The 22911-nt window shown below is 60.2% G+C and carries 23 protein-coding genes; 12 read left to right on the forward strand and 11 right to left on the reverse strand.

Features of this window, described 5'->3' with window-relative positions; translation table 11 throughout:
- Nucleotides 1-68 precede the first annotated feature (68 nt).
- The gene (locus tag ACIPOO_RS03525; RefSeq protein ID WP_274136796.1) at nt 69-290 is read right to left on the reverse strand and encodes a hypothetical protein; all 222 of its coding nucleotides are present in this window, start codon (nt 288-290) and stop codon (nt 69-71) included.
- 109 nt (nt 291-399) lie between these two features.
- Nucleotides 400-966 (reverse strand): dCTP deaminase, encoded by a 567-nt coding sequence (gene dcd, locus ACIPOO_RS03530; RefSeq protein WP_016965530.1) that lies wholly within the window; start codon nt 964-966, stop codon nt 400-402.
- A 310-nt stretch (nt 967-1276) separates the two neighbouring features.
- Here dcd and ACIPOO_RS03535 point away from each other — a divergent pair, with 310 nt between their 5' ends.
- Entirely contained in the window at nt 1277-1486 is a 210-nt protein-coding gene (locus ACIPOO_RS03535) for a cold-shock protein (RefSeq protein WP_274136797.1), read from the forward strand.
- Nucleotides 1487-1650: 164 nt separating this feature from the next.
- Here the strand turns inward: ACIPOO_RS03535 and apbC are convergent, their stop codons facing one another.
- Nucleotides 1651-2745: an iron-sulfur cluster carrier protein ApbC gene (apbC, locus tag ACIPOO_RS03540; protein ID WP_274136799.1), complete on the reverse strand. Its 1095-nt coding sequence runs from the start codon at nt 2743-2745 to the stop codon at nt 1651-1653.
- Nucleotides 2746-3459: 714 nt separating this feature from the next.
- On the opposite strand from apbC, the gene metG reads away from it, so the two are divergent.
- The 4 genes from metG to ACIPOO_RS03560 all read left to right on the forward strand — a co-directional run bounded on the left by metG (nt 3460) and on the right by ACIPOO_RS03560 (nt 7575).
- Nucleotides 3460-5508, forward strand: a complete 2049-nt coding sequence (gene metG, locus ACIPOO_RS03545; RefSeq protein WP_400604456.1) for a methionine--tRNA ligase — start codon at nt 3460-3462, stop codon at nt 5506-5508.
- A 48-nt stretch (nt 5509-5556) separates the two neighbouring features.
- On the forward strand, nt 5557-6591 hold the full coding sequence (rsxB, locus tag ACIPOO_RS03550; protein WP_400604458.1) for an electron transport complex subunit RsxB: 1035 nt from the start codon (nt 5557-5559) through the stop codon (nt 6589-6591).
- A 55-nt stretch (nt 6592-6646) separates the two neighbouring features.
- Nucleotides 6647-7285, forward strand: coding sequence for an endonuclease III (gene nth, locus ACIPOO_RS03555; RefSeq protein ID WP_400604460.1), 639 nt, complete (start codon nt 6647-6649; stop codon nt 7283-7285).
- A gap of 107 nt (nt 7286-7392) precedes the next feature.
- Nucleotides 7393-7575: a PA3496 family putative envelope integrity protein gene (locus ACIPOO_RS03560; protein WP_274136753.1), complete on the forward strand. Its 183-nt coding sequence runs from the start codon at nt 7393-7395 to the stop codon at nt 7573-7575.
- Between the two features lie 105 nt (nt 7576-7680).
- Here the strand turns inward: ACIPOO_RS03560 and ACIPOO_RS03565 are convergent, their stop codons facing one another.
- Nucleotides 7681-8307, reverse strand: a complete 627-nt coding sequence (locus ACIPOO_RS03565) for a response regulator transcription factor (protein WP_274136755.1) — start codon at nt 8305-8307, stop codon at nt 7681-7683.
- A gap of 1187 nt (nt 8308-9494) precedes the next feature.
- On the opposite strand from ACIPOO_RS03565, the gene ACIPOO_RS03570 reads away from it, so the two are divergent.
- The gene (locus ACIPOO_RS03570) at nt 9495-10055 is read left to right on the forward strand and encodes a hypothetical protein (protein ID WP_400604463.1); all 561 of its coding nucleotides are present in this window, start codon (nt 9495-9497) and stop codon (nt 10053-10055) included.
- Nucleotides 10056-10143: 88 nt separating this feature from the next.
- On the opposite strand, the gene ACIPOO_RS03575 is transcribed toward ACIPOO_RS03570, so the two are convergent.
- Both ACIPOO_RS03575 and ACIPOO_RS03580 read right to left on the reverse strand, forming a co-directional pair.
- Nucleotides 10144-11361 carry an argininosuccinate synthase gene (locus tag ACIPOO_RS03575; RefSeq protein ID WP_274136758.1) on the reverse strand — a complete coding sequence of 406 codons (1218 nt, stop codon included), beginning with the start codon at nt 11359-11361 and terminating at the stop codon, nt 10144-10146.
- A gap of 121 nt (nt 11362-11482) precedes the next feature.
- On the reverse strand, nt 11483-12484 hold the full coding sequence (locus ACIPOO_RS03580) for an OmpA family protein (RefSeq protein ID WP_400604465.1): 1002 nt from the start codon (nt 12482-12484) through the stop codon (nt 11483-11485).
- A 146-nt stretch (nt 12485-12630) separates the two neighbouring features.
- On the opposite strand from ACIPOO_RS03580, the gene pyrC reads away from it, so the two are divergent.
- The 4 genes from pyrC (at nt 12631) to bfr (ending at nt 15517) form a co-directional block, all read left to right on the forward strand.
- Nucleotides 12631-13677, forward strand: a complete 1047-nt coding sequence (gene pyrC / locus ACIPOO_RS03585) for a dihydroorotase (RefSeq protein WP_400604467.1) — start codon at nt 12631-12633, stop codon at nt 13675-13677.
- A complete protein-coding gene (gene rnt, locus ACIPOO_RS03590) occupies nt 13674-14351 on the forward strand; it encodes a ribonuclease T (RefSeq protein ID WP_274136763.1) in 678 nt (225 codons plus the stop codon). Before pyrC ends, rnt begins: the two co-directional genes overlap by 4 nt.
- Before the next feature lie 269 nt (nt 14352-14620).
- Nucleotides 14621-14839 (forward strand): bacterioferritin-associated ferredoxin, encoded by a 219-nt coding sequence (locus ACIPOO_RS03595; RefSeq protein ID WP_274135103.1) that lies wholly within the window; start codon nt 14621-14623, stop codon nt 14837-14839.
- 201 nt (nt 14840-15040) lie between these two features.
- Nucleotides 15041-15517, forward strand: a complete 477-nt coding sequence (gene bfr, locus ACIPOO_RS03600; protein WP_400604470.1) for a bacterioferritin — start codon at nt 15041-15043, stop codon at nt 15515-15517.
- Between the two features lie 491 nt (nt 15518-16008).
- Here the strand turns inward: bfr and grxD are convergent, their stop codons facing one another.
- The 3 genes from grxD to ACIPOO_RS03615 all read right to left on the reverse strand — a co-directional run bounded on the left by grxD (nt 16009) and on the right by ACIPOO_RS03615 (nt 19014).
- On the reverse strand, nt 16009-16338 hold the full coding sequence (gene grxD / locus ACIPOO_RS03605) for a Grx4 family monothiol glutaredoxin (RefSeq protein WP_093461226.1): 330 nt from the start codon (nt 16336-16338) through the stop codon (nt 16009-16011).
- 116 nt (nt 16339-16454) lie between these two features.
- Nucleotides 16455-18563, reverse strand: a complete 2109-nt coding sequence (locus ACIPOO_RS03610; protein WP_400604473.1) for a molybdopterin oxidoreductase family protein — start codon at nt 18561-18563, stop codon at nt 16455-16457.
- Between the two features lie 148 nt (nt 18564-18711).
- Nucleotides 18712-19014 carry a hypothetical protein gene (locus tag ACIPOO_RS03615; protein WP_062387999.1) on the reverse strand — a complete coding sequence of 101 codons (303 nt, stop codon included), beginning with the start codon at nt 19012-19014 and terminating at the stop codon, nt 18712-18714.
- Nucleotides 19015-19461: 447 nt separating this feature from the next.
- On the opposite strand from ACIPOO_RS03615, the gene argF reads away from it, so the two are divergent.
- Both argF and ACIPOO_RS03625 read left to right on the forward strand, forming a co-directional pair.
- Complete coding sequence (gene argF, locus ACIPOO_RS03620) at nt 19462-20382, forward strand: ornithine carbamoyltransferase (RefSeq protein WP_274135100.1); 921 nt, start codon at nt 19462-19464, stop codon at nt 20380-20382.
- Nucleotides 20379-21470 carry an ABC transporter ATP-binding protein gene (locus ACIPOO_RS03625; protein ID WP_400605177.1) on the forward strand — a complete coding sequence of 364 codons (1092 nt, stop codon included), beginning with the start codon at nt 20379-20381 and terminating at the stop codon, nt 21468-21470. The genes argF and ACIPOO_RS03625 overlap by 4 nt, the downstream gene beginning before the upstream one ends.
- A gap of 96 nt (nt 21471-21566) precedes the next feature.
- Here the strand turns inward: ACIPOO_RS03625 and ACIPOO_RS03630 are convergent, their stop codons facing one another.
- Together ACIPOO_RS03630 and ybaK are read right to left on the reverse strand one after the other, a co-directional pair.
- Nucleotides 21567-22355 carry a PhzF family phenazine biosynthesis protein gene (locus tag ACIPOO_RS03630; RefSeq protein WP_400604476.1) on the reverse strand — a complete coding sequence of 263 codons (789 nt, stop codon included), beginning with the start codon at nt 22353-22355 and terminating at the stop codon, nt 21567-21569.
- Nucleotides 22356-22389: 34 nt separating this feature from the next.
- Complete coding sequence (gene ybaK / locus ACIPOO_RS03635) at nt 22390-22860, reverse strand: Cys-tRNA(Pro) deacylase (RefSeq protein ID WP_274135098.1); 471 nt, start codon at nt 22858-22860, stop codon at nt 22390-22392.
- Between the last annotated feature and the right edge of the window lie 51 nt (nt 22861-22911).

A 22911-nucleotide genomic window follows, 5' to 3' on the forward strand; every position in this document is an offset into this window, starting at 1 on the left:
CGCCCCCGCCGGCAAGCCGTGCTGCTACGAAGTGGATAGCCGGAAAGGGGCCATCGGGGAAATAGGGGTCAGGCAACCGGAGCGGGAGGCGGCTCGTCTGGCAACGTCGGCTCGCCGGGCTCTTCAGGCTGGGGGTAATCGTTGGGCGTATCGGGCGTTGGCTGGCCGGGAATGCCGCCGGCAACCATGTTGTTCAGATGGGGATGCGCTAACAGCGACCAAGCCAGCATTCCGACCTGGTTCTGTCCGGGGTCGTACTCCTTGCTGCTCGGTTTGTGTTGTCTCTTCATAGGGCACTCCTGAGCGTAGGCCCCATCCGCGAGGCGCGGATGGGAACAGTTCAGTCAATAGAGTGCGCTTTTCCCGACAAATTCCTTTTCAGGATGACCAACGGTGCAATCAGGTACGTGGCAGTGTGACACCACGCTGACCCTGGTATTTACCACCGCGATCCTTGTAGGAAACCTCGCATTCTTCGTCGGATTCGAGGAACAGCATCTGCGCCACGCCTTCGTTGGCGTAGATCTTGGCCGGCAGCGTGGTGGTGTTGGAGAACTCCAGCGTCACGTGGCCTTCCCATTCAGGCTCAAGCGGCGTCACGTTGACGATGATGCCACAGCGCGCGTAGGTGCTTTTGCCCAGGCAGATGGTCAGGACGTTGCGCGGGATGCGGAAATATTCGACCGTGCGGGCCAGCGCGAACGAGTTCGGCGGGATGATGCAGACGTCGCTCTTGATGTCGACGAAGCTCTTCTCGTCGAAATTTTTCGGATCGACGGTCGCCGAATTGATGTTGGTGAACACCTTGAATTCGTCGGCGCAGCGCACGTCGTAGCCGTAGCTGGACACACCAAAGGAGATCAGGCGGTCCGGGCCTTCGCCGCGCATCTGGCGTTCCACGAAGGGCTCGATCATGCCGTGCTCTTGCGCCATGCGGCGAATCCACTTGTCCGATTTGATGCTCATGGCGTTGTCCTGAATAGCGAGGTGAAAAAGATGTCGGGCATCTTACCGGGGTCGGGCGTGCGGCACAAAGACTGCGAACGGCGCGGGCTGCAAACCGTCGGTCATCTGGGGAAATAAACGTCCGAATGCCATTGGCACATTGCTGAAAAAGGGGTAAGGTGCGTCCACTGTGTTGCTTGTGTCACTGAGAATCTCTACACGATGTTGAATTTCGATCCAACCATCTCCAAGAATTTTTCCTGCTCTTTGCACTCAGTCTCGGCCAGGGTACTTCCTGAGTCGCAGTTAACTTTGTCCAAGGAGATACACCATGTCTAATCGCCAAACCGGTACCGTCAAGTGGTTCAACGATGAGAAAGGCTTCGGCTTCATCACCCCACAATCCGGTGACGACCTGTTCGTACACTTCAAAGCCATCCAGGCTGACGGTTTCAAAACCCTGAAAGAAGGCCAGCAGGTTTCTTTCGTCGCTACCCGCGGCCAGAAAGGCATGCAGGCTGAAGAAGTACAAGTTGTCTAACTTGCGCTTCCTCGCTTGATAAGAACCCCGCTCTCGCAGCGGGGTTTTTTTATGCCTGCGAAAAAACAACGGCGCTGTCAGCTTCAACCAACTGGCAGCGCCGCTTCGCAGTGAAGGCATGAGCCTTGCCGTTCCCTAACCTGTTGCGCGGGAACGGCCGTCACTCAATCGTCGCTGACGGAAATGTTGGGCATCGCAGGCGTTGCCGCTTCCTGCAACACAATGCGCGCGCCAACGTGACGCGCCAGCTCCTGATAGACCATGGCGATCTGGCTTTCAGGTTCTGCGATGGCCGTGGGTTTGCCACCGTCGGCCTGCTCGCGGATCAGCATCGACAAAGGCAGCGACGCCAGCAGTTCCACGCCGTACTGCGAGGCGAGCTTCTCGCCGCCACCTTCACCGAACAGGTGCTCGGCATGGCCGCAGTTCGAGCAGATGTGCACGGCCATGTTCTCGACCACGCCCAGCACCGGGATGTTGACCTTGCGGAACATCTCGACACCCTTTTTCGCGTCCAGCAACGCCAGGTCCTGTGGGGTGGTGACGATGACCGCGCCAGCCACCGGGACCTTCTGCGCCAGGGTCAACTGGATATCGCCGGTGCCTGGCGGCATGTCGATGACCAGGTAGTCCAGGTCGTTCCAGGCGGTCTGGGTGATGAGCTGCAGCAGCGCGCCGGAGACCATCGGCCCGCGCCAGACCATGGGTGTGTTGTCGTCGGTCAGGAAGGCCATCGACATGACTTCGATGCCATGGGCTTCGATCGGAACGAACCATTTCTGGTCCTTGACCTTGGGTCGCGTGCCTTCCGGAATGCCAAACATCACGCCCTGGCTTGGGCCATAGATGTCGGCGTCCAGAATGCCCACCCGTGCACCCTCGCGGGACAGTGCCAGGGCCAGGTTCGCGGCGGTGGTGGACTTACCCACGCCGCCCTTGCCCGAGGCCACGGCAACGATGTTCTTGACGCTGGCCAGGCCCGGGATCTGGCCTTGGGCCTTGTGCGCGGTAATCAGCGTGCTGATCTGGACCTTGGCCGAAGCCACGCCGTCCAGGCCTTCGATGGCCATTTGCAGCATCTGCGCCCAGCCGTTCTTGAACAGGTCGGCGGCGTAGCCCAGTTCCAGCTGCACGTTGACGCGGTCACCTTCGATGTCGATGGCACGCACACAACCGGCGCTGACCGGGTCTTGATTCAAATAAGGATCGGTGTACTGGCGAAGGACGGCTTCCACCGTTGCGCGATTCACGGCGCTCATGGGTCACTCCCGAAAAAGACTGAGCAAAACAGGCGGCTATCCTACCGCGTCTGTCAGGTGAGAGGGGGGTGGGTTTTGCATCCGGCTTTTCTGCCGTCCTTGTTGATCGTTCCCACGCTCCGCGTGGTAAAGCCTGGTTAGACGCTCCGCGTCGCTGGGTGACTTCGGGATTGGGGGTTGATCCGTTTTCGCGGTGGTTGGACTCTAGGGTTTCGCCCCTTACGGGCGACCTACTTTCTTCCGGGAAAGTAGGCAAACCATTTGCTCCTGGCTGGGGTCCTTCGGACTTCCCTCGACTCCGGCGCCGTTCCGGGGGCACGCCATGATGGGCCATCCATGGCCCGCACGGCTTTCGCGGCATCCATACCGCTCATCCCCCTCCACGACACCTGCGCTCGGCCTGGCGCCTTAACGTCGCGTTCGGCGTCGTCTGCACCATCGCGTAAGAAGATCAAAAGCCAGATCAAGATCTTTGTTTGTACCCCGCCCCGTAGCAGTCCGGCTTGCCGGCGTCGGCGATCTTGAAGACGCCCCCGCCGGCAAGCCGTGCTGCTACGGGCCGGTGCTCGCATGTGTAGGAGCGCGCTTGCCCGCGACCGGCGATGTTGTATCCAGATTTCGCGAACGCCGCAGATCGCGCATCTGCGGGATGAAAAAAAACGCTCAGGCCTTTATAGTTACCGACCTCCGTTTCACTTCAAGTAGCCGAGCCCCATGTCCGAGCCACGCAAGATCCTCGTCACCAGCGCCCTGCCCTATGCCAATGGTTCCATTCACCTTGGCCACATGCTCGAGTACATCCAGACCGACATGTGGGTGCGTTTCCAGAAGCACCGCGGCAACCAGTGCATTTATGTGTGCGCGGACGACGCCCACGGCTCGGCCATCATGCTGCGCGCGGAAAAGGAAGGGATCACCCCTGAACAGCTGATCGCCAATGTCCAGGCCGAACACAGCGGTGACTTCGCCGACTTCCTGGTGGATTTCGACAACTTCCACTCGACCCACGCCGAAGAAAACCGCGAGCTGTCGAGCCTGATCTACACCCGTCTGCGTGACGCCGGACACATCGCCACGCGTTCGGTGACCCAGTATTTCGACCCGGAAAAGAAAATGTTCCTGGCCGACCGCTTCATCAAGGGCACCTGCCCCAAGTGCGGCACCGAAGACCAGTACGGCGACAACTGCGAAAAATGCGGCGCCACCTACGCCCCGACCGACCTGAAAGACCCGAAATCGGCCATTTCCGGCGCGACCCCGGTGCTCAAGGACTCCAAGCACTTCTTCTTCGACCTGCCTGCCTTCGACGCCATGCTCAAAAGCTGGACCCGCAGCGGCACCCTGCAGGACGCCGTGGCGAACAAGATCGCCGAATGGCTGGATTCTGGCCTGCAACAGTGGGACATCTCCCGCGATGCGCCGTACTTCGGCTTTGAAATTCCGGACGAACCCGGCAAGTACTTCTACGTCTGGCTCGACGCGCCTATCGGCTACATGGCCAGCTTCAAGAACCTGTGCGACCGCACCCCGGACCTGGATTTCGACGCGTTCTGGAACAAGGATTCGACCACCGAGCTGTACCACTTCATCGGCAAGGACATCGTCAACTTCCACGCCCTGTTCTGGCCGGCCATGCTCGAAGGTTCGGGCTTCCGCAAGCCGAGCGGCATCAACGTGCACGGCTACCTGACCGTCAACGGCCAGAAGATGTCCAAGTCCCGCGGCACCTTCATCAAGGCGCGCACCTACCTCGAGCACCTGTCGCCGGAGTACCTGCGTTACTACTACGCGGCCAAGCTGGGCCGTGGCGTCGACGACCTAGACCTGAACCTCGAAGACTTCGTGCAGAAGGTCAACTCCGACCTGATCGGCAAGGTGGTCAACATCGCCAGCCGCTGCGCAGGCTTCATTCACAAGGGCAACGCGGGCGTGCTGGTGGCCGGCAATGCCGCGCCGGAACTGACCGACGCTTTCCTCGCCGCTGCCCCAAGCATCGCCGAAGCCTACGAGGCCCGCGACTTCGCCCGTGCCATGCGTGAAATCATGGCCCTGGCCGACCGCGCCAACGCCTGGATCGCCGACAAGGCGCCGTGGTCGCTGGCAAAGCAGGAAGGCAAGCAGGACGAAGTCCAGGCCATCTGCGCCCTGGGCGTGAACCTGTTCCGCCAACTGGTGATCTTCCTCAAGCCGGTGCTGCCGAACCTGGCGGCCGACGCCGAACAGTTCCTCAACGTCGCCCCGCTGACCTGGGACGACCACCAGACCCTGCTCAGCAACCATCAGTTGAACCCGTTCCAGGCCCTGATGACCCGTATCGACCCGGCCAAAGTGGAAGCCATGACCAACGCCTCGAAAGAAGACCTCGCCGCCAGCGCCACCGACACCGGTTCCGCGCCACAAGGCAATGGGGAACTGGCCAAGGACCCGCTGTCGCCGGAAATCGACTTCGACGCCTTTGCCGCCATCGACCTGCGCGTCGCGCTGATCGAAAAGGCCGAGCACGTGGAAGGTGCCGACAAACTGCTGCGCCTGACCCTGGACATCGGTGACGAGAAGCGCAACGTGTTCTCCGGCATCAAGAGCGCCTACCCGAACCCCGCCGAACTGGAAGGTCGCCTGACCATGATGATCGCCAACCTCAAGCCGCGCAAAATGCGTTTCGGCATCTCCGAAGGCATGGTGATGGCGGCAGGCCCTGGTGGCGAAGAGATCTACCTGCTGAGCCCTGACAGCGGCGCCAAGCCAGGTCAGCGCATCAAGTAACCCTGCACGTGGCCAACGTTCCTTGCGGGGCGTTGGCCGGGTCAAATCATGAGCCTTATTTCGCGCATCGACGCCCTGTTGCCGCAAACCCAGTGCGGCAAATGCGGCCACCCCGGCTGCAAGCCCTACGCCGAAGGGATCGCCAGCGGTGAAGCGATCAACAAGTGTCCTCCTGGCGGCGATGAAACCATCGCAGCCCTGGCGCACCTGCTGAATGTCAACGTCATCGCCCTGGACACCGGACGCGGCAGCGCCCCGCCTCAGGTCGCGTTTATCCGCGAAGCCGAATGCATCGGCTGCACCAAGTGCATTCAGGCGTGCCCGGTGGATGCCATCGTCGGTGCCGCGAAGCTGATGCACACGGTCATCGTCGATGAATGCACCGGCTGCGACCTGTGCGTGGCGCCCTGCCCCGTGGACTGTATCGACATGCTTCCCCTGCCCCCGGCGACCGTGGTGCCGATTGTCGGCGGCCTGGCGGCGAACGACGTTCAACGAGCCGCGCGCACAGCCAAACGCAATCACGCCCGCCAGCGCTTCGAAGCACGCAGCGCCAGGTTGCAGCGAGAGGAACGCCAGCGGCAGGCAGAACGCCTGGCGCGCAAGCAGCCGCTGACAGCGCCACGAGCGGCCACGCCTGACCCGGTACAGGCCGCATTGGCGAGGATCAGCGCCCAGAAAGCCCCGGATGCCGAGGCGGCACTGAAGCAGGCACGGATCAACGTTGCCATGAGCCGCGCCCAGTTGAACAAATCACTGAAAGCCTTCGGTCATCCGCCCATTGCCGAGCAAGCCGCGCAGTTGGTGGTCATGCAGCGCGAGCTGGATGATGCTGAAGAGGTGCTGGCGAAACTGCAGGCCGCTGAATCGCGGGAGGCTGCCGCGCAGCCTGCACCGCCCGCTGCGATGGAAAAAGCTGACAAGGCCACCCTGAACCGCGCGAAGATTCAATTGGCGATGAGTCGCGCCGCGCTGAAGAAGGCCCAGGCTGCTGAAGCCTCCAGTGAGGACATCGCCGCCTTGAGCGATCAGGTTATGCAAGCCGAACACACACTCAAGGCCCTTGAACCCGGCCCGGCTTGAACCTGCCAGAACACCCGACGCCCGACACGACCGTTTCCCAGGGAAAGCGCCTCTCATGAATGCAGCAAAACGTCTGGAAATTTTTCGTCGCTTGCACGAGGACAATCCCGACCCTAAAACCGAACTCTCCTACACCACACCTTTCGAACTGCTGATCGCGGTCATCCTCTCCGCTCAAGCCACGGACGTAGGCGTCAACAAGGCGACCGCCCGGTTGTATCCCGTTGCCAATACGCCCCAGGCGATCTACGACCTGGGCGTCGAAGGGCTGTCGGACTACATCAAGACCATCGGCCTGTACAACAGCAAGGCCAAGAACGTCATCGAGACCTGCCGCATGCTGGTCGAACTGCATGGCGGAGAAGTGCCGCAGACCCGCGAAGCCCTTGAGGCACTGCCCGGCGTGGGACGCAAGACGGCGAATGTCGTGCTCAATACCGCGTTCCGGCAACTGGCCATGGCGGTGGACACCCACATTTTTCGCGTGAGCAATCGCACCGGCATTGCACCCGGCAAGAATGTCGTGGAGGTCGAAAACAAGTTAATGAAGTTCGTTCCCAAAGACTATCTGCTGGACGCCCACCACTGGCTGATTCTACATGGCCGCTACGTGTGCATCGCCCGCAAGCCCCGCTGCGGCAGTTGCAGAATCGAGGACCTGTGCGAATTCAAGCAGAAAACCTCAGACGATTGAGCGATAGCGTTTACAGGGGTTGATCGATTGAAAAAATCTTTTTTACCCGGTCGAGGTTTGTCGTTATAAGGTGCGCCAAAGACAGTCTAAGCCTGGAGTCGACTTTCATGAGTACTGACAAAGAGCAGATGGATGTAGACGACGACTTCGTATCCACAGATACAGACGAAGCCGCGCAAGTACCTGCGGAAACCGCAAAGACCAACCTCAGCAAGCGCCGCACCATCGACAACCTGCTGGAAGAACGCCGTTTGCAGAAGCAGTTGGCGGACTACGACTTCGACCTCTGATCTTCGGGCGCCAACAGCCTCTCGGGCAGCATGAGAGGCCAGGCCTGACGACATGAATTCAATTGGGGCAGCCTGCAAGATTCCGGTAGGGATGTACGCCCATCCCTACACCAGCCCGTTGCGCTGGGCGAGTTCGATCAGGTCCACCAGCGAGTGGGCGTTGAGCTTGAGCAGCAAGCGGGTCTTGTAGGTACTGACCGTCTTGTTGCTCAGAAACATGCCATCGGCAATCTCCTTGTTGGTTTTCCCACGCGCCAACTGCTGCAGCACCATCATTTCCCGCGCCGACAGGCGATCGACCATCTCTGCCTCGCTGGCATTGCCTAGGCTGGAACGCACCGTGTGCAGCGCCTGGTTCGGGAAATAGCTGTACCCGGACAAAACGGCCTTGATCGCGCTGAGCAACTCGGTGAGGTCCTGCTGCTTGCACACGTAGCCTGCGGCGCCCGCCTGCATGCAGCGCATCGAGAAATGCCCGGGGGACTGGGACGTCAGGATCAGCACCTTGAAGGGCAATGTCATGGCCGTGAGACGGGCGATGACCTCCAGGCCGTCGAGCTTGGGAATGCCGATGTCCAGGATGACGATGTCGGGCAAATGCTCCCGCGCCAGTTGCAGTGCGTCCACACCGTTATCCGTTTCGGCGATGACCTCGTAACCGTGGCGCTCCATCAACATGCGCACGGCGAGTCGAATGACAGGGTGATCATCCACGATCAACACTTTATTCATGAGCAATCCATTCTTCGCTATTCGAATTTTCAGAGCCCGCACAATAGCTTAGTCGTTTAGTGCTTTGCATGGCGCTCCTCCCGCTGTACAAGCAGGCAAAGACCTTTCCCACTCAAGCAACAGAAATTTCCTACATTTTTTGACTTATATGCGTTCATTGGCAGGGCTTCCATTTGTCTTTCTCTGCCTGATGAACTCCTGTGAGCTGCGATGAAGGCTCGTGGCGCGTAGGCCACACAACCCACACGCCCATTACTACAGCATGCTCGTCCATTTGCGTAATACCTCATGGGACTATTCGATCGGTCCGAGCGCGACGTGAAGAATATATACGCGCCCGGCGGACGATCTTTCCAAAATGAAAGGCTGACGACTCATCCTGGCGGCGCGCCTTGAACCGACCCTGCCCCCTTGCCGGCCCGGCCGACTTTCGGGCCAGCGAACCTTGCGGTGGCGTATTCGATCAGAATAAGCGCATCGCGCGGACATGCCAGAGGTGCACCACCAGAAAATATTGCAAGTCACACCACGACTCGTTCAGCGAACGGCGTGGTTGAAAAATACACACTGGAAAAAGTCTTTTTACATACATATATATTTACGGAAAAAGCCTACGACATATTCGGAAACTTCTGAATCCGCATCATTCGTCCCGCCGGGCCCTTCGGCGCAGAGCAGCCAGCGTTTTTTTGTCATGAATCGAAGAGGAGCCCCCAGGTCTGAATCAATCAGCAGGAGTAGTCATGCAGCCTCATCAGTAACGATTGTGCAGCAAAGCATTCTTCCGACGCCTACGTAATACCATTCTTCTCATTAAATCCAGACAACTTCGCCCAAATAAGAAAAATACTACAACACTGACAGACCGCTGCGCCTCCCATGTAAGAACTTGGAAATCACTTTTGAAAAACCCTTTCAAAAAAATATTTTCTACTTGCAAATCCCGAATTCAATCGTTACTTTTTTTATGAATTACCGCTCTAATCCGATAACTAAAACGGCACACTAAGCCACTCCCGAGTTGTAACAACCCTGACCACCATTCCGCTATTTATCTTGCCTTGATGTCGAGCGCGAGCGGGCTTCGGCCAACCCTGAACATGCCGCAGCCGATGCGTGAAAGTTATCCGGGCCCCTGCATGTTCGCCGGGCTACGCCTTATACCTACATGTTCAAAGGAATAAACCATGACCAGAAAAGCAGAATTAACAGCGAAAACTTTTACTGAAAACCTCGAGATTACCCAGGCCATCGAACGCTATGTCGCCCAGGGAGGGATCATCAATGTGGTTGCCGAAGGAGCCTCGGCCAGCAGGGATTCAGCCCCGGCACAACCACCGGCGCAGCCCGATCCGCAAACGTTGATGAACGCGAAGCTGGAGCAGCTCAAGGGGCTGGTGGCCAAAGGGGCGGGAGTGACCGCGATTCAGTACTCGCTGCGGATGAACCGCAAGGAAATAAGGCGGCTGGCGAGCGAACATGGCGTGAAGATCGTTTACAGCAGGCCCGTCAGGGGGAAACGGTCGCTGCGTAACCGGGAAACCACCTCCGTCGATGACACTGTGGCTGGCCACGCAATGCATTACTCGACGCTGGGTTATACGGTGCCGGAGATCGCACAGTTGCTGGGGCTTTCGGTGCGCGACGTCTGGAACATCGGCAAGGCTTATCGCTTTGAATTCAAAAGTCCGGGGAAAATCGACGAACCTGAACAGTCGTCTTCTGACGGATCTGAGCCATTCAGATAAATAATCCGACGACCTGACCGTTAAACTTTCGATGCATTTGGAGGCAGATGCAACCCCGCAGCGGGGTTGCATCTCACGCGGTCAGCGATCAGAACAGCTTGCGGTTCTTGTTCGCGGCAATGCGCATGCGCAGTGCGTTGAGCTTGATGAAGCCCGCCGCATCGGCCTGGTTGTAAGCGCCGCCATCTTCTTCGAAGGTCGCGATGTTGGCGTCGAACAGCGAATCATCGGACTTGCGGCCGGTGACGATCACGTTGCCCTTGTACAGCTTCAGGCGAACGACACCGTTCACGTGAGCCTGGGACGCGTCGATCATCTGTTGCAGCATCAGACGCTCAGGGCTCCACCAGTAGCCGGTGTAGATCAGGCTGGCGTATTTAGGCATCAGCTCGTCTTTGAGGTGAGCGACTTCGCGATCCAGGGTGATCGACTCGATGGCGCGGTGCGCCTTGAGCATGATGGTGCCGCCCGGGGTTTCGTAGCAGCCACGGGACTTCATGCCCACGTAACGGTTCTCGACGATGTCCAGACGACCGATGCCGTGCTCGCCGCCGATCTTGTTCAGGGTGGCCAATACGGTAGCCGGGGTCATTTCGACGCCGTCCAGCGCGACGATGTCGCCGTTGCGGTAGGTCAGTTCCAGGTACTGCGGCTTGTCAGGCGCGTTTTCCGGGGAAACGGTCCAGCGCCACATGTCTTCTTCGTGCTCGGTCCAGGTGTCTTCCAGCACGCCGCCTTCATAGGAGATGTGCAGCAGGTTGGCGTCCATGGAGTACGGGGACTTCTTCTTGCCGTGACGCTCGATAGGGATCGCGTGCTTCTCGGCGTAGTCCATCAGCTTCTCGCGGGACAGCAGGTCCCACTCGCGCCATGGGGCGATGACTTTCACGCCCGGCTTGAGTGCATAGGCGCCCAGTTCGAAACGCACCTGGTCGTTACCCTTGCCGGTCGCGCCATGGGAAATGGCGTCGGCGCCGGTTTCGTTGGCGATTTCGATCAGGCGCTTGGCGATCAGCGGACGGGCGATGGAGGTACCCAGCAGGTACTCGCCTTCGTAGACGGTGTTGGCGCGGAACATCGGGTAGACGAAATCACGCACGAACTCTTCGCGCAGATCGTCGATGTAGATTTCTTTGACGCCCATGGCTTGCGCCTTGGCGCGTGCTGGTTCGACCTCTTCGCCCTGACCCAGGTCAGCGGTAAAGGTCACCACTTCGCAGTTGTACGTATCCTGCAGCCACTTGAGGATTACCGAAGTATCCAGGCCACCGGAATACGCGAGAACTACCTTGTTTACGTCCGCCATGCCATCACTCCAACGCGTTGTACGGAAAACCGATGATTCTACCGTTCAAACCCGCGGATTTACAGTGTCGCGACAGCTTCTGACGACGAAGCGACAGAATCTGTCGATCACACGACCCCAATCACGAGGCTTTTGGTGGCGAACCCAGCGTAGAGGTTGGCGCTGGCGTGGCCGCTGGCGCAGGCACAGGTGCAGGCGCCGGGACAGGTGCCGGGGGTTGCGCGGGCGGCTGTAAAGGGGCTTGCACCGGCGCCACTGCCGGCTTCAACTGCGCGACACGTTCCAGATGAATGTTCACCCGGCGGTTGCGCGCCCGGTTGGCATTATTGGTATTGGGTACCAGCGGATACTGCTCGCCATGGAAGCGCACGGTGATCTGCTCTTCCGGGATGCCCTGGGCCTTGAGGTAATCCATGACCGCCAGCGCCCGACGACGGGACAGGTCACGGTTGGTCAGGCGATTGCCGCTGTTATCGGAATGGCCGTCCAGTTCGACGCGATTGACCGACGGATCGGCGCTCATGTAAGCCAGTACGGTGTCGAGTTGGCGCTTGGCTTGGGCATCGAGTTCGATACCGCCACCCGGGAAGCCGATCTCCGACTTGCTGACCTGATCGAAATTCATCGGCAGCAACTTGGCCGTACATGCCTGGAACTGGTTGTAGGCCGAGGTGAACTTGACCGGCAACAGACGAACTTCCATCGCCCCGCCGCCGTCGCGCAGGCTGTGACGGATGACCGGGCTGCGGCCCTCCATCAGACCCGCGATCAGCCGGCTCGCCTGGGCCTGGCTGGTGTTGAAAGGAATGTCCCCGTTGCCGACTTTCACCACGCCCAGGTTCAGATCGCCACGACCCGGCTGCCATGGCGCAGCGGCGGCAATCAGCGTCGCAGAACCTGCCGCCAGGCTGTAGCCATTGGCCTTCAGGCGAAACGTCGCCTGCTCGCCCGCTCGACGCACGAACTCGCCCGCACCGAAGTCGGTGATCGGCTGGCTCAGGCGGCACTCGAACTGGTCGCCTTCCACCTTCCACTCGATATTCTCCAGACGGGTCTGGAAAGTGAGTGCCATCGCGGGCAGGCTGGCAAACGCGCTGAGCAGGGCTAGATATCGCTGGCGCACGGGAGGCTCCACAAAAAATTTACCGCGTAACAAGATTTATCGCTTACACATCTCTATCGGATAGTTCCTGCAAAACTTGATAGCGAGTGCCTGAAGGAGTCTTTTCCGGTAGCATTCGGGCACGTTTTACCCGCCTGGAATTCCCAATGTCCGACCGCCTGACCCTCCTGCGCCCCGACGACTGGCATATCCATCTTCGCGATGGCGCTGTTCTGCCCCACACCGTCGCCGACGTGGCCCGCACCTTCGGCCGCGCCATCATCATGCCGAACCTCGTGCCGCCGGTACGCAACGCCGAGCAGGCCGATGCCTATCGCCAGCGCATCCTCGCCGCGCGTCCGCAAGGCAGCCGTTTCGAGCCATTGATGGTGCTTTACCTCACCGACGTGACTCAGCCCGAAGACATCCGCGCCGCCAAGGCCAGTGGCTTCGTGCATGCGGCCAAGCTGTACCCGGCCGGCGCGACCACCAACTCCGACTCCGGCGTGACCAGCGTCGACAAGATCTTCCATGTGCTGGAAGTCATGGCTGAAGTCGGCATGCCGCTGTTGATTCACGGCGAAGTGACCCGCGGCGACATCGACGTGTTCGACCGCGAAAAGATCTTCATCGATGAGCACATGCGCCGTGTGGTCGAGCGTTTCCCGACGCTCAAGGTAGTGTTCGAGCACATCACCACGGGCGATGCCGTGCAGTTCGTCAACGAGGCTTCGGCCAACGTCGGCGCGACCATCACTGCCCATCACCTGCTCTACAACCGCAACCACATGCTGGTTGGCGGGATTCGCCCGCACTTCTACTGCCTGCCGATCCTCAAGCGCAACACCCACCAGGTTGCCCTGCTGGACGCAGCCACCAGCGGCAGCAGCAAGTTCTTCCTGGGCACCGACTCGGCACCTCACGCCCAGCACGCCAAGGAAGCCGCCTGCGGCTGTGCCGGCTGCTACACCGCCTATGCTGCCATCGAGCTCTACGCCGAAGCGTTCGAGCAGCGCAATGCGCTGGACAAACTCGAAGGCTTCGCCAGCCTCAACGGTCCGGCGTTCTACGGCCTGCCGGCCAATACCGATACCATCACGCTGGTTCGTGAAGAATGGACCGCCCCTGCCAGCCTGCCGTTTGGCGAGCTGTCGGTCATCCCGCTGCGCGCCGGTGAAAAACTGCGCTGGCGCCTGCTGGAGGAAAACGCGTGAGTGAAGACCTTTACGACGACGAACAGGAAGGTTCCGGCGGCGGCACAGGCTCCCGGCACCCGATGGCGGCACGCTTTCGCGGCTACCTCCCGGTCGTGGTCGATGTAGAAACCGGAGGCTTCAACGCCGCTACCGATGCGTTGCTGGAAATTGCAGCGACCACCATCGGCATGGACGACAAGGGCTTCGTGTTCCCGGAACACACCTACTTCTTCCGCGTCGAGCCGTTCGAAGGTGCCAATATCGAAGCGGCGGCCCTGGAGTTCACCGGGATCAAGCTCGACCACCCGCTGCGCATGGCGGTGAGCGAAGAGACTGCGCTGACCGACATCTTCCGCGGTGTGCGCAAGGCCCTCAAGGCCAATGGCTGCAAGCGGGCGATTCTGGTTGGTCATAACGCCAGCTTCGACCTGGGCTTCCTCAACGCGGCCGTCACGCGCCTGGACATGAAGCGTAACCCGTTTCATCCGTTCTCGAGCTTCGACACCGCAACTCTGGCGGGCCTGGCATATGGTCAGACCGTGCTGGCCAAAGCCTGCCAGTCGGCGGACATCGACTTCGACGGTCGCGAGGCCCACTCGGCCCGCTACGACACCGAGAAGACTGCCGAGCTGTTCTGCGGCATCGTCAACCGCTGGAAGGAAATGGGCGGCTGGCACGACTTCGACGACTGAAGCCTGCTGCGCTATCCCCCAAACCGGCCCCCGCGGCCGGTTTTTTTATGCTCGCACACCCCGTAGCAGCACGGCTTGCCGGCGGGAGCGATCTTGAGGCTGCCCCCGCCGGCAAGCCGTGCTGCTACAGTGGAACGTGAGCTTTAGCATCCCTTCACCCGACCATTCATCGGCCTTCATCTGAAGGTCAGGAAGTAGTTTTGACAAGCATTCTCATTAACATTAGTATCCGTCCATATCGCAAATAACTCAGCGACGGTCCTTTTTTTATGTATGTCTGCCTCTGCACAGGTGTCACCGACGGACAAATCCGCGAAGCGATCATGGAAGGATGCTGCAGCTATCGTGAAGTGCGCGAGACCTTGGGTGTCGCCAGTAAATGTGGGAAATGTGCCTGCCTTGCGAAGGAAGTGGTGCGTGAAACCCTGACTGAACTGCAAACGACCCAGGCGGCCCTTGCCTACCCTGCAGAATTTTCTGCTGCCTGATTCAGCGAATTTCAAAGAACCGGACCCAGTGTCCGGTTTTTTTATGCCTGTAATTCAACTAGTTAGCGATAAGATGCGGAACAAAAACATTCTTATTCCTATTAATTTTCACTTATTATTCAATAACTTAGGTTTGACAGGCGATTGTTCGAAGCTCAGACTTGCGGCTTATATACGAACATCTTCGACAGGACCTCGATCATGAAAGGCGACATTACAGTCATCCAGCATCTCAACAAGATCCTCGGAAACGAGCTGGTCGCGATCAACCAGTATTTTCTGCATGCACGCATGTACGAAGACTGGGGCCTGAACAAGCTGGGCAAGCACGAGTACAAAGAATCCATCGACGAGATGAAGCACGCTGACAAACTGATCAAGCGCATCCTGTTTCTGGAAGGCATCCCGAACCTGCAAGACCTGGGCAAGATCCTGATCGGCGAACACACCAAGGAAATGCTGGAGTGTGACCTCAAGATCGAGCGCAAGGGGCACGCAGATTTGAAAGCGGCCATCGCCCATTGCGAAACCGTTGGCGACTTCGGCAGCCGTGAAATGCTCGAGGACATCCTGGAGTCCGAAGAAGAGCACATCGACTGGCTGGAAACCCAGCTGGGCCTGATCGACAAGGTCGGCATCGAGAATTACCTGCAATCGCAAATGGGCGAAGAAGACTGATTCCAGCCTTCCCCCAAAAAGCCCCGCCCGGTGTTCAGCCCGGCGGGGCTTTTTTATGCCCCGGGAAATCGGGCGGGCACCGGATTGGGTTCGCCGCAAAACCGTAGCAGCACGGCTTGCCGGCGGGGGGCGTCCTCAAGATCGATCCCGCGGGCAAGCCCGGCTGCTACGGGGTTTGTGTCGTACGTGCGACCGGTTTCTGGCCGGAGGCCGTAGGAGCGCGCTTGCCCGCGATTGCGGTGTGTCAGTTCATCAAAAGGTGTCTGGGCTGGCGCTGTCGCGGGCAAGCGCGCTCCTACGGGGGATCGGCGTGATCGGGCGACTTGAGAACGGCTTGAACCCGTAGCAGCACGGCTTGCCGGCGGGGGCGGCCGCGAGATCGCCACGCCGGCAAGCCGGACTGCTACGAGGCGGTGGGCGCCAATGAAATGGACGCCCACAAAAAAGCCCCGCATCTCGCAAGAGACCGGGGCCTTTTTCAACAACCGGGATCAGGCAGTCGCGTTCTTCTCGACGGCAGCCTTGATCAGCGGCTGCAGTTCGCCTGCGGCGTGCATCTCGACGATGATGTCGCTACCGCCGACCAGCTCGCCATCAACCCACAGCTGCGGGAAGGTTGGCCAGTTGGCATATTTTGGCAGGTTGGCGCGGATTTCCGGGTTCTGCAGGATGTCGACGTACGCAAACTTCTCGCCGCATGCCATCAGCGCCTGGGAAGCCTTGGCCGAAAAGCCGCACTGAGGGGCATTCGGGGCGCCTTTCATGTAGAGCAGAACGGTGTTTTTGGCAATCTGGTCTTTGATCGTTTCGATGATATCCACGGAGCACCTCGGCTGAACTTTACGACTCTAAATGTCGACACGGTGGCGCATTGTAACGGAAAGCCTAGCGTAACGCTCGGTCTTGGCTTTAATTGCGACGATAGATATGACGCCCATCATGCCGCCGCTACCGTCACGGGTACTCCGTTGAGCGCCGCATTGCCGGAAATCGCATCCAGATGCCGTTCGTCGGTCAGGTCGTTAGCGCTCTCCCCCGGCTGCCCCCGGGCGATCTCCATCTGCACGCCCGGCCGGCCGTGGCCCCAGCCATGGGGCAGGCTGACCACGCCCGGCATCATGTCGGTGCTGCTCATCACCTCCACCTCGATCATCCCGACCCTCGAACTCACCCTCACCCGCTGCTCGTCACTGAGCCCGCGCGTGGCCATGTCCTGCGGGTTCATCAGCAACTGATGGCGCGGCTTGCCCTTCACCAGCCGATGATAATTGTGCATCCAGGAGTTGTTGCTGCGCACATGACGCCGGCCAATCAGCAACAGCTCTTCAACCGAAGGTACCGGCTGCATGGCGAACCGCACAAGGTCGGCGAGGATCACTTCAGGCGCCGCCTGTATCCGTTGATTGGCGGTGCGCAACCGGGACGCAAGGTTGGGCCGCAGGGCGCCCAGATCCAGACCGTGAGGGTGCTCATGCAGCGTCTCAAGGGAAAGCTTGAAATCCGATGCATCTCCGTACAGCCCTGCGCGCAAACCGCGATCGACCATCTGCGCCGGGGCGATGGTCGGCTTCAGCTCCCGCTCGGCACGGGTGGCGAATGCGCGGGCCAGGCCCACGAAGATTTCCCAGTCGTGCAGCGCTCCTTCGGGCTTGGCCAGAATCGCGCGGTTGAAACGGGTGACGTTGCGCACCGCGAACATGTTGAACGTGGTGTCATAGTGATCGTTTTCCAGCGCCGAAGTGGACGGCAGGATCAGATCGGCATGGCGGGTGGTTTCGTTGATGTAGAGGTCAACGCTGACCATGAACTCCAGGCCGTCGAGCGCCTGATCCAGCTGGCGTCCGTTAGGCGTCGAGAGCACCGGGTTGCCGGCCACCGTGACCAGCGCCCTGATCTGCCCCTCGCCTTCGGTGAGCATTTCTTCGGCCAGCGCCGACACCGGCAGTTCGCCGCCGTATTCGGGCAGCCCCGAAACACGACTCTGCCAGCGATTGAAGCCGCCGCCCGAAGTGGACGCCACCATATCCAGCGCGGGCGAGGTACAGAGCGCGCCGCCCACGCGATCAAGATTGCCGGTCACCAGGTTGATCAACTGCACCAGCCAATGACACAGCGTACCGAACGCCTGGGTGGAAATCCCCATGCGCCCGTAACAGACCGCCTTGTCAGCCGCCGCAAAATCCCGCGCCAATTGCCGAATCTGCTCGGCCGGGATACCGCAGCGCAGGCTCATGGCGTCGGCATCCATCGGCGCGATGGCCGCGCGCACCTCTTCGAGGCCATCCACCGGCAAGTGGCTTTCGCGGGTCAGGCCCTCGGCAAACAAGGTATGCAGCAGGCCGAACAGCAGCGCCGCGTCGGCGCCGGGGCGGATGAACAGATGCTGATCGGCGATGGCGGCCGTTTCGCTGCGCCGCGGATCGATGACCACCACCTTGCCACCGCGGGCCTGAATGGCCTTCAGGCGTTTCTCGACATCCGGCACAGTCATGATGCTGCCGTTGGACGCCAGTGGATTACCGCCCAGTATCAGCATGAAATCGGTGTGGTCGATGTCGGCAATCGGCAGTAACAAACCGTGGCCATACATCAGGTAACTGGTCAGGTGATGGGGCAACTGGTCGACCGAGGTCGCCGAAAAACGATTGCGGGTTTTCAAAAGGCCCAGAAAGTAATTGCTGTGGGTCATCAGGCCATAGTTATGGACGCTGGGGTTGCCCTGATACACCGCCACTGCGTTCTGGCCATGACGCGCCTGAATGTCCAGCAGACGCTCGGCCACCAGATCGAACGCCGCCTGCCACTCGATGGCCTGCCACTGATCGCCCACGCGCAGCATGGGCTGGCGCAAGCGGTCCGGATCGTTCTGGATATCCTGCAGGGCCACGGCCTTGGGGCAGATGTGCCCACGGCTGAAGGTGTCCAGAGCGTCGCCCTTGATCGAGCTGATGCGCACCGAGGCATCGTCTTCGAGGGTGGTTTCGATGGTCAGGCCACAGATGGCCTCGCACAGGTGGCACGCACGGTGGTGCAGAGTCTTGGTCATCGCCAGTCTCATATTCTTGTTCGGCGACCGGGGTGATCGCGCAGACAAAACTATGGCGCCTGGGGCAGCACTTCGCCAGAAACGTCAGTGCCGTGAATCGGACAGCATCAGGCGAGCCGATGGCCCGCCTGCGCAAACAGAAAGGAGATCAGGAGGCGGAACCGCCAATGGGGGTGACCACCTTGCGCTGCATCTGGATCTCGTGAACGGTCTCGACCTGTTCCTGGGAAACCTGAACACCGGTGAGTTCACCGATCAGACGCCAATGATCGTCAAGCCCGGCACTGATAGTGGCCATGCGGTCGATCATACGACGACCTGCCGAGCGGGTCACCTCATCCTCGCTGCGCATCAGCTCGAACGACATCGACGTCATGGAAGCCGTGAGGTGCGTAAGGGTACGGGCGGTGAGCCCGAGCAGTTCCGTCAGTTGTTTCTCTTTTGAATCCATTCCCCACCTCTTCTGGAGGACATAAGCGGCCTTTATAACCCACGCCACAGGTTTAGGAAACGTCCGGGTTTCCGGGGCGTGAAGCATGTCGCAAGGTTTGCATCAATTTGAAACTATTACAGAATCGGCAGTAATTGCGCATTCTTTAGAGGCCGGTGTACAACCTCTGGCGTTCGACAACGCAGAGATGGCGAAGTGCCTCTCCTGCCCGAGCAACTGTAGCACTTCGTTACATGAAAAGCGTCCTGACAGCGCCGTTTTCAGGCTACCGAACGTCTGACGAATATTTTCCAGCAAGCCGGGCCTTGGCACGAGGCGACATTTTCTTATACCCTCGCGCCTTCCCTATCCGTCGCCCCGTGCGGCTTTTGCCGCAGGTCTCGCCCGTTTTCCCGATAAAACCCGGCTTTGAGGATCTGCGGTCTGTTGCAGACAAGGTAGTTAATGATGAGCGCAAGGCACTTTCTCTCGATGATGGACTACACGCCAGATGAGCTCGTCGGCGTGATTCGTCGCGGCGTGGAGCTAAAGGACCTGCGAAATCGAGGGGTGCTGTTCGAGCCGTTGCGCGGCCGCGTGCTGGCGATGATCTTCGAGAAATCTTCGACTCGTACCCGTGTTTCGTTCGAAGCCGGCATGATCCAGCTGGGCGGCCAGGCGATCTTTTTGTCGCCCCGTGACACACAACTGGGCCGCGGCGAGCCGATTGCCGACGGCGCGCGCGTCATGTCGCGGATGGTCGATGCGGTGATGATCCGTACCTTCGCCCACAGCAACCTCACCGAGTTTGCCGCCAATTCCCGCGTGCCGGTCATCAACGGCCTGTCGGACGACCTGCACCCCTGCCAGTTGCTGGCCGACATGCAGACCTTCCTGGAGCATCGCGGCTCGATCAAGGGCAAGACCGTGGCCTGGATCGGCGACGGCAACAACATGTGCAACAGCTATATAGAAGCGGCGATCCAGTTCGACTTCCAATTGCGTGTCGCCTGCCCGGAAGGCTACGAGCCTAACCCGCACTTCATGGCGCTGGCCGGCGACCGCGTCACCCTGACCCGCGACCCGCGTGAAGCGGTCAAGGGTGCGCACCTGATCAGCACCGACGTCTGGACCTCCATGGGCCAGGAAGACGAAACCGCCAAGCGTATCGCCCTGTTCAAGCCGTTCCAGGTCACCCGCGAACTGCTCGACCTGGCCGCCGATGACGTGCTGTTCATGCACTGCCTGCCGGCGCACCGGGGCGAAGAGATCAGTGAAGACCTGCTCGACGACGCCCGTTCGGTCGCCTGGGACCAGGCCGAAAACCGCCTGCACGCGCAGAAGGCCTTGCTCGAATTCCTCGTGGCCCCTGCCCTGCAACCTGCCTGAGTGAACTGATGCTGCTCAAACTGCGCAACCTCGCCTGTGGTTACCAGGACCAACGTGTGGTGCAGAACCTCGATCTGCACCTCAATGCAGGCGACATCGGTTGCCTGCTGGGCTCCTCGGGTTGCGGCAAGACCACCACCCTGCGCGCCATTGCCGGATTCGAGCCGGTGCATGAAGGCGAGATCGTGCTGGCCGACGAAGTCATCTCCCGGCCCGGATTCACCCTGGCCCCGGAGAAGCGCCGCATCGGCATGGTGTTTCAGGATTACGCGCTGTTTCCGCACCTGACCGTCGCCGAGAACATCGCCTTCGGCATTCGCAATCACCCGCGCCAGGCGCAGGTGGTCGAAGAGATGCTGGAGATGGTCAACCTCGGCGCACTGGGCAAGCGTCATCCCCACGAGCTTTCCGGCGGCCAGCAGCAGCGCGTGGCCCTGGCCCGTGCGCTGGCGCCCGAGCCGCAATTGCTGCTGCTGGACGAACCCTTTTCCAACCTCGACGGCGAGCTGCGCAGACGTCTGAGCCATGAGGTGCGCGACATCCTCAAGGCGCGCGGCACCAGTGCGATCCTGGTAACCCACGATCAGGAAGAAGCCTTCGCGGTCAGCGATCATGTCGGTGTGTTCAAGGAAGGCCGGCTCGAGCAGTGGGACACGCCCTACAACCTCTATCACGAACCGGCGACGCCTTATGTCGCAAGCTTTGTAGGCCAGGGCTATTTCATTCGTGGGCAATTGCTCGACGGTGAAACGGTACAGACCGAACTCGGCCTGCTGCGCGGCAATCGCGCCTATGCGGGGGTCAATGGCACGCCGATGGATGTGCTGCTGCGCCCCGACGACATCGTCCACGCCCCGGACAGCGAGCTGAAGGCCAGAGTCGCCAGCAAGACCTTCCAGGGTGCGGCAACTCTCTACCGCCTGCGCATGCCGACCGGTACCCAGCTTGAAGCACTGTTCCCAAGCCACGTGGACCTGCGCGCCGGGGATGAAGTGGGGATTCGGGTTTCGGCTGAGCATCTGGTGTTGTTTGCGGCTGTCGGGAGCGTGCCAGTCCATCAGGATCCGGCGCTCCATCGAACCCTGTAGGAGCGCGCTTGCCCGCGACCGCGGTGTATCTGTTACGAATGTGCTGACTGACACACCGCCGTCGCGGGCAAGCGCGCTCCTACAGGAATTGCGGGGTCAGCCGAGGGTCAGCGTGCCGCTTGCCACCAGCGTCGCATACCCGCCGATCTTCACCCGGTCGCCTTCCAGCCGACAGAACAGCTCCCCGCCCCGTCTCGAACACTGAAACGCCGTCAGGCTGAATTTGTTCAGCCGCGCCGACCAGTATGGAATCAGGCTGCAGTGGGTCGAACCTGTCACCGGGTCTTCAGGAATACCGTTGCCCGGCGCAAAATAGCGCGAGACGAAATCGTGCAGCTCGCCATCCCCCTTGGCGGTGACGATCACTCCCGGCCACGGCAGCCGGGCGATGGCGGCCATGTCAGGCTTGCACTCCCTAACCGCCTGCTCCGACTCCAGCACCACCATCAACGCCGCCGCGCCCAGCGCGTCCACCACATCGGCATTCAGCGCCCGTTCGATGTCCACCGTCACCCCAACCTCGCTCGGCGGCATCGCCGGGAAGTCGAGCCACAACCGGCCGCTCTCCCGAGTGACGGTCAAGGGGCCTGACTTGCTGAGGAATTCGATGGTGTCGGCTGTTTCTGCATATTTTTCGAATAACACGAACGCACTGGCCAACGTCGCGTGCCCACACAGCGGCACCTCGTTGGTGGGCGTGAACCAGCGGATGTGCCAGCCCTGGGCCTCGCGCACGACAAATGCCGTTTCCGACAGGTTATGTTCGGTCGCAATGTGCTGCATCAACTCATCCGACAGCCAGGCATCGAGGCGGTAGACCATCGCAGGATTGCCCGCGAAAGGTCGGTCACTGAACGCGTCGACTTGATGGAATTCAAGCTGCATGGAAGGCATCCCCAATCGTTGAAGGTGGCGCGGGTCATTCACGACCAATCTGAGCAAAGATCGCACTGGTGTGTTGTGCGAGTACCGCAGCGGACAACTCGACCTCAAGCCCGCGTCGACCAGCGCTGACAAAAATCGTCGCGAACGGTTGAGCCGACTCATCGATAAAGGTTCGCAGTCTTTTCTTCTGCCCCAACGGACTGATGCCGCCCAACAGATAACCCGTCGCACGCTGGGCCGCCGCTGGATCGGCCATTTCGGCCTTCTTCGCACCGGCAGCATGGGCCAGGGCCTTGAGATCCAGCGAGCCCACCACCGGCACCACCGCCACCAGCAATTCGCCCTTTTCGGTACTGGCCAAGAGCGTCTTGAAGACCTGGGCCGGTTGCAGGTTCAGCTTCTCGGCGGCCTCCAGGCCATAGGAAGCCGCCTTCGGATCATGTTCGTAACTGTGGACACGGTGTTCGGCGCGGGCTTTCTTCAGTAAATCCAATGCAGGGGTCATGCAGCACTCCAGACGACCAGGGTGTTTCTTGTTGGCAGTCATTACTTTAGG

This window comes from Pseudomonas sp. NPDC090201, assembly GCF_044746825.1.
Classification (GTDB): domain Bacteria; phylum Pseudomonadota; class Gammaproteobacteria; order Pseudomonadales; family Pseudomonadaceae; genus Aquipseudomonas; species Aquipseudomonas putida_AD.

Coding starts and splice junctions, on each gene's coding strand:
- nth (WP_400604460.1), top strand. CDS start 6,647: ATGAATGCAGCAAAACGTCTGGAAATTTTTCGTCGCTTGCACGAGGAC.
- ACIPOO_RS03595 (WP_274135103.1), top strand. CDS start 14,621: ATGTATGTCTGCCTCTGCACAGGTGTCACCGACGGACAAATCCGCGAA.
- ACIPOO_RS03535 (WP_274136797.1), top strand. CDS start 1,277: ATGTCTAATCGCCAAACCGGTACCGTCAAGTGGTTCAACGATGAGAAA.
- ACIPOO_RS03575 (WP_274136758.1), bottom strand. CDS start 11,361: ATGGCGGACGTAAACAAGGTAGTTCTCGCGTATTCCGGTGGCCTGGAT.
- argF (WP_274135100.1), top strand. CDS start 19,462: ATGAGCGCAAGGCACTTTCTCTCGATGATGGACTACACGCCAGATGAG.
- ACIPOO_RS03565 (WP_274136755.1), bottom strand. CDS start 8,307: ATGAATAAAGTGTTGATCGTGGATGATCACCCTGTCATTCGACTCGCC.
- ACIPOO_RS03525 (WP_274136796.1), bottom strand. CDS start 290: ATGAAGAGACAACACAAACCGAGCAGCAAGGAGTACGACCCCGGACAG.
- ybaK (WP_274135098.1), bottom strand. CDS start 22,860: ATGACCCCTGCATTGGATTTACTGAAGAAAGCCCGCGCCGAACACCGT.
- ACIPOO_RS03570 (WP_400604463.1), top strand. CDS start 9,495: ATGACCAGAAAAGCAGAATTAACAGCGAAAACTTTTACTGAAAACCTC.
- ACIPOO_RS03630 (WP_400604476.1), bottom strand. CDS start 22,355: ATGCAGCTTGAATTCCATCAAGTCGACGCGTTCAGTGACCGACCTTTC.
- ACIPOO_RS03610 (WP_400604473.1), bottom strand. CDS start 18,563: ATGACCAAGACTCTGCACCACCGTGCGTGCCACCTGTGCGAGGCCATC.
- ACIPOO_RS03615 (WP_062387999.1), bottom strand. CDS start 19,014: ATGGATTCAAAAGAGAAACAACTGACGGAACTGCTCGGGCTCACCGCC.
- metG (WP_400604456.1), top strand. CDS start 3,460: ATGTCCGAGCCACGCAAGATCCTCGTCACCAGCGCCCTGCCCTATGCC.
- dcd (WP_016965530.1), bottom strand. CDS start 966: ATGAGCATCAAATCGGACAAGTGGATTCGCCGCATGGCGCAAGAGCAC.
- rsxB (WP_400604458.1), top strand. CDS start 5,557: ATGAGCCTTATTTCGCGCATCGACGCCCTGTTGCCGCAAACCCAGTGC.
- bfr (WP_400604470.1), top strand. CDS start 15,041: ATGAAAGGCGACATTACAGTCATCCAGCATCTCAACAAGATCCTCGGA.
- apbC (WP_274136799.1), bottom strand. CDS start 2,745: ATGAGCGCCGTGAATCGCGCAACGGTGGAAGCCGTCCTTCGCCAGTAC.
- ACIPOO_RS03560 (WP_274136753.1), top strand. CDS start 7,393: ATGAGTACTGACAAAGAGCAGATGGATGTAGACGACGACTTCGTATCC.
- pyrC (WP_400604467.1), top strand. CDS start 12,631: ATGTCCGACCGCCTGACCCTCCTGCGCCCCGACGACTGGCATATCCAT.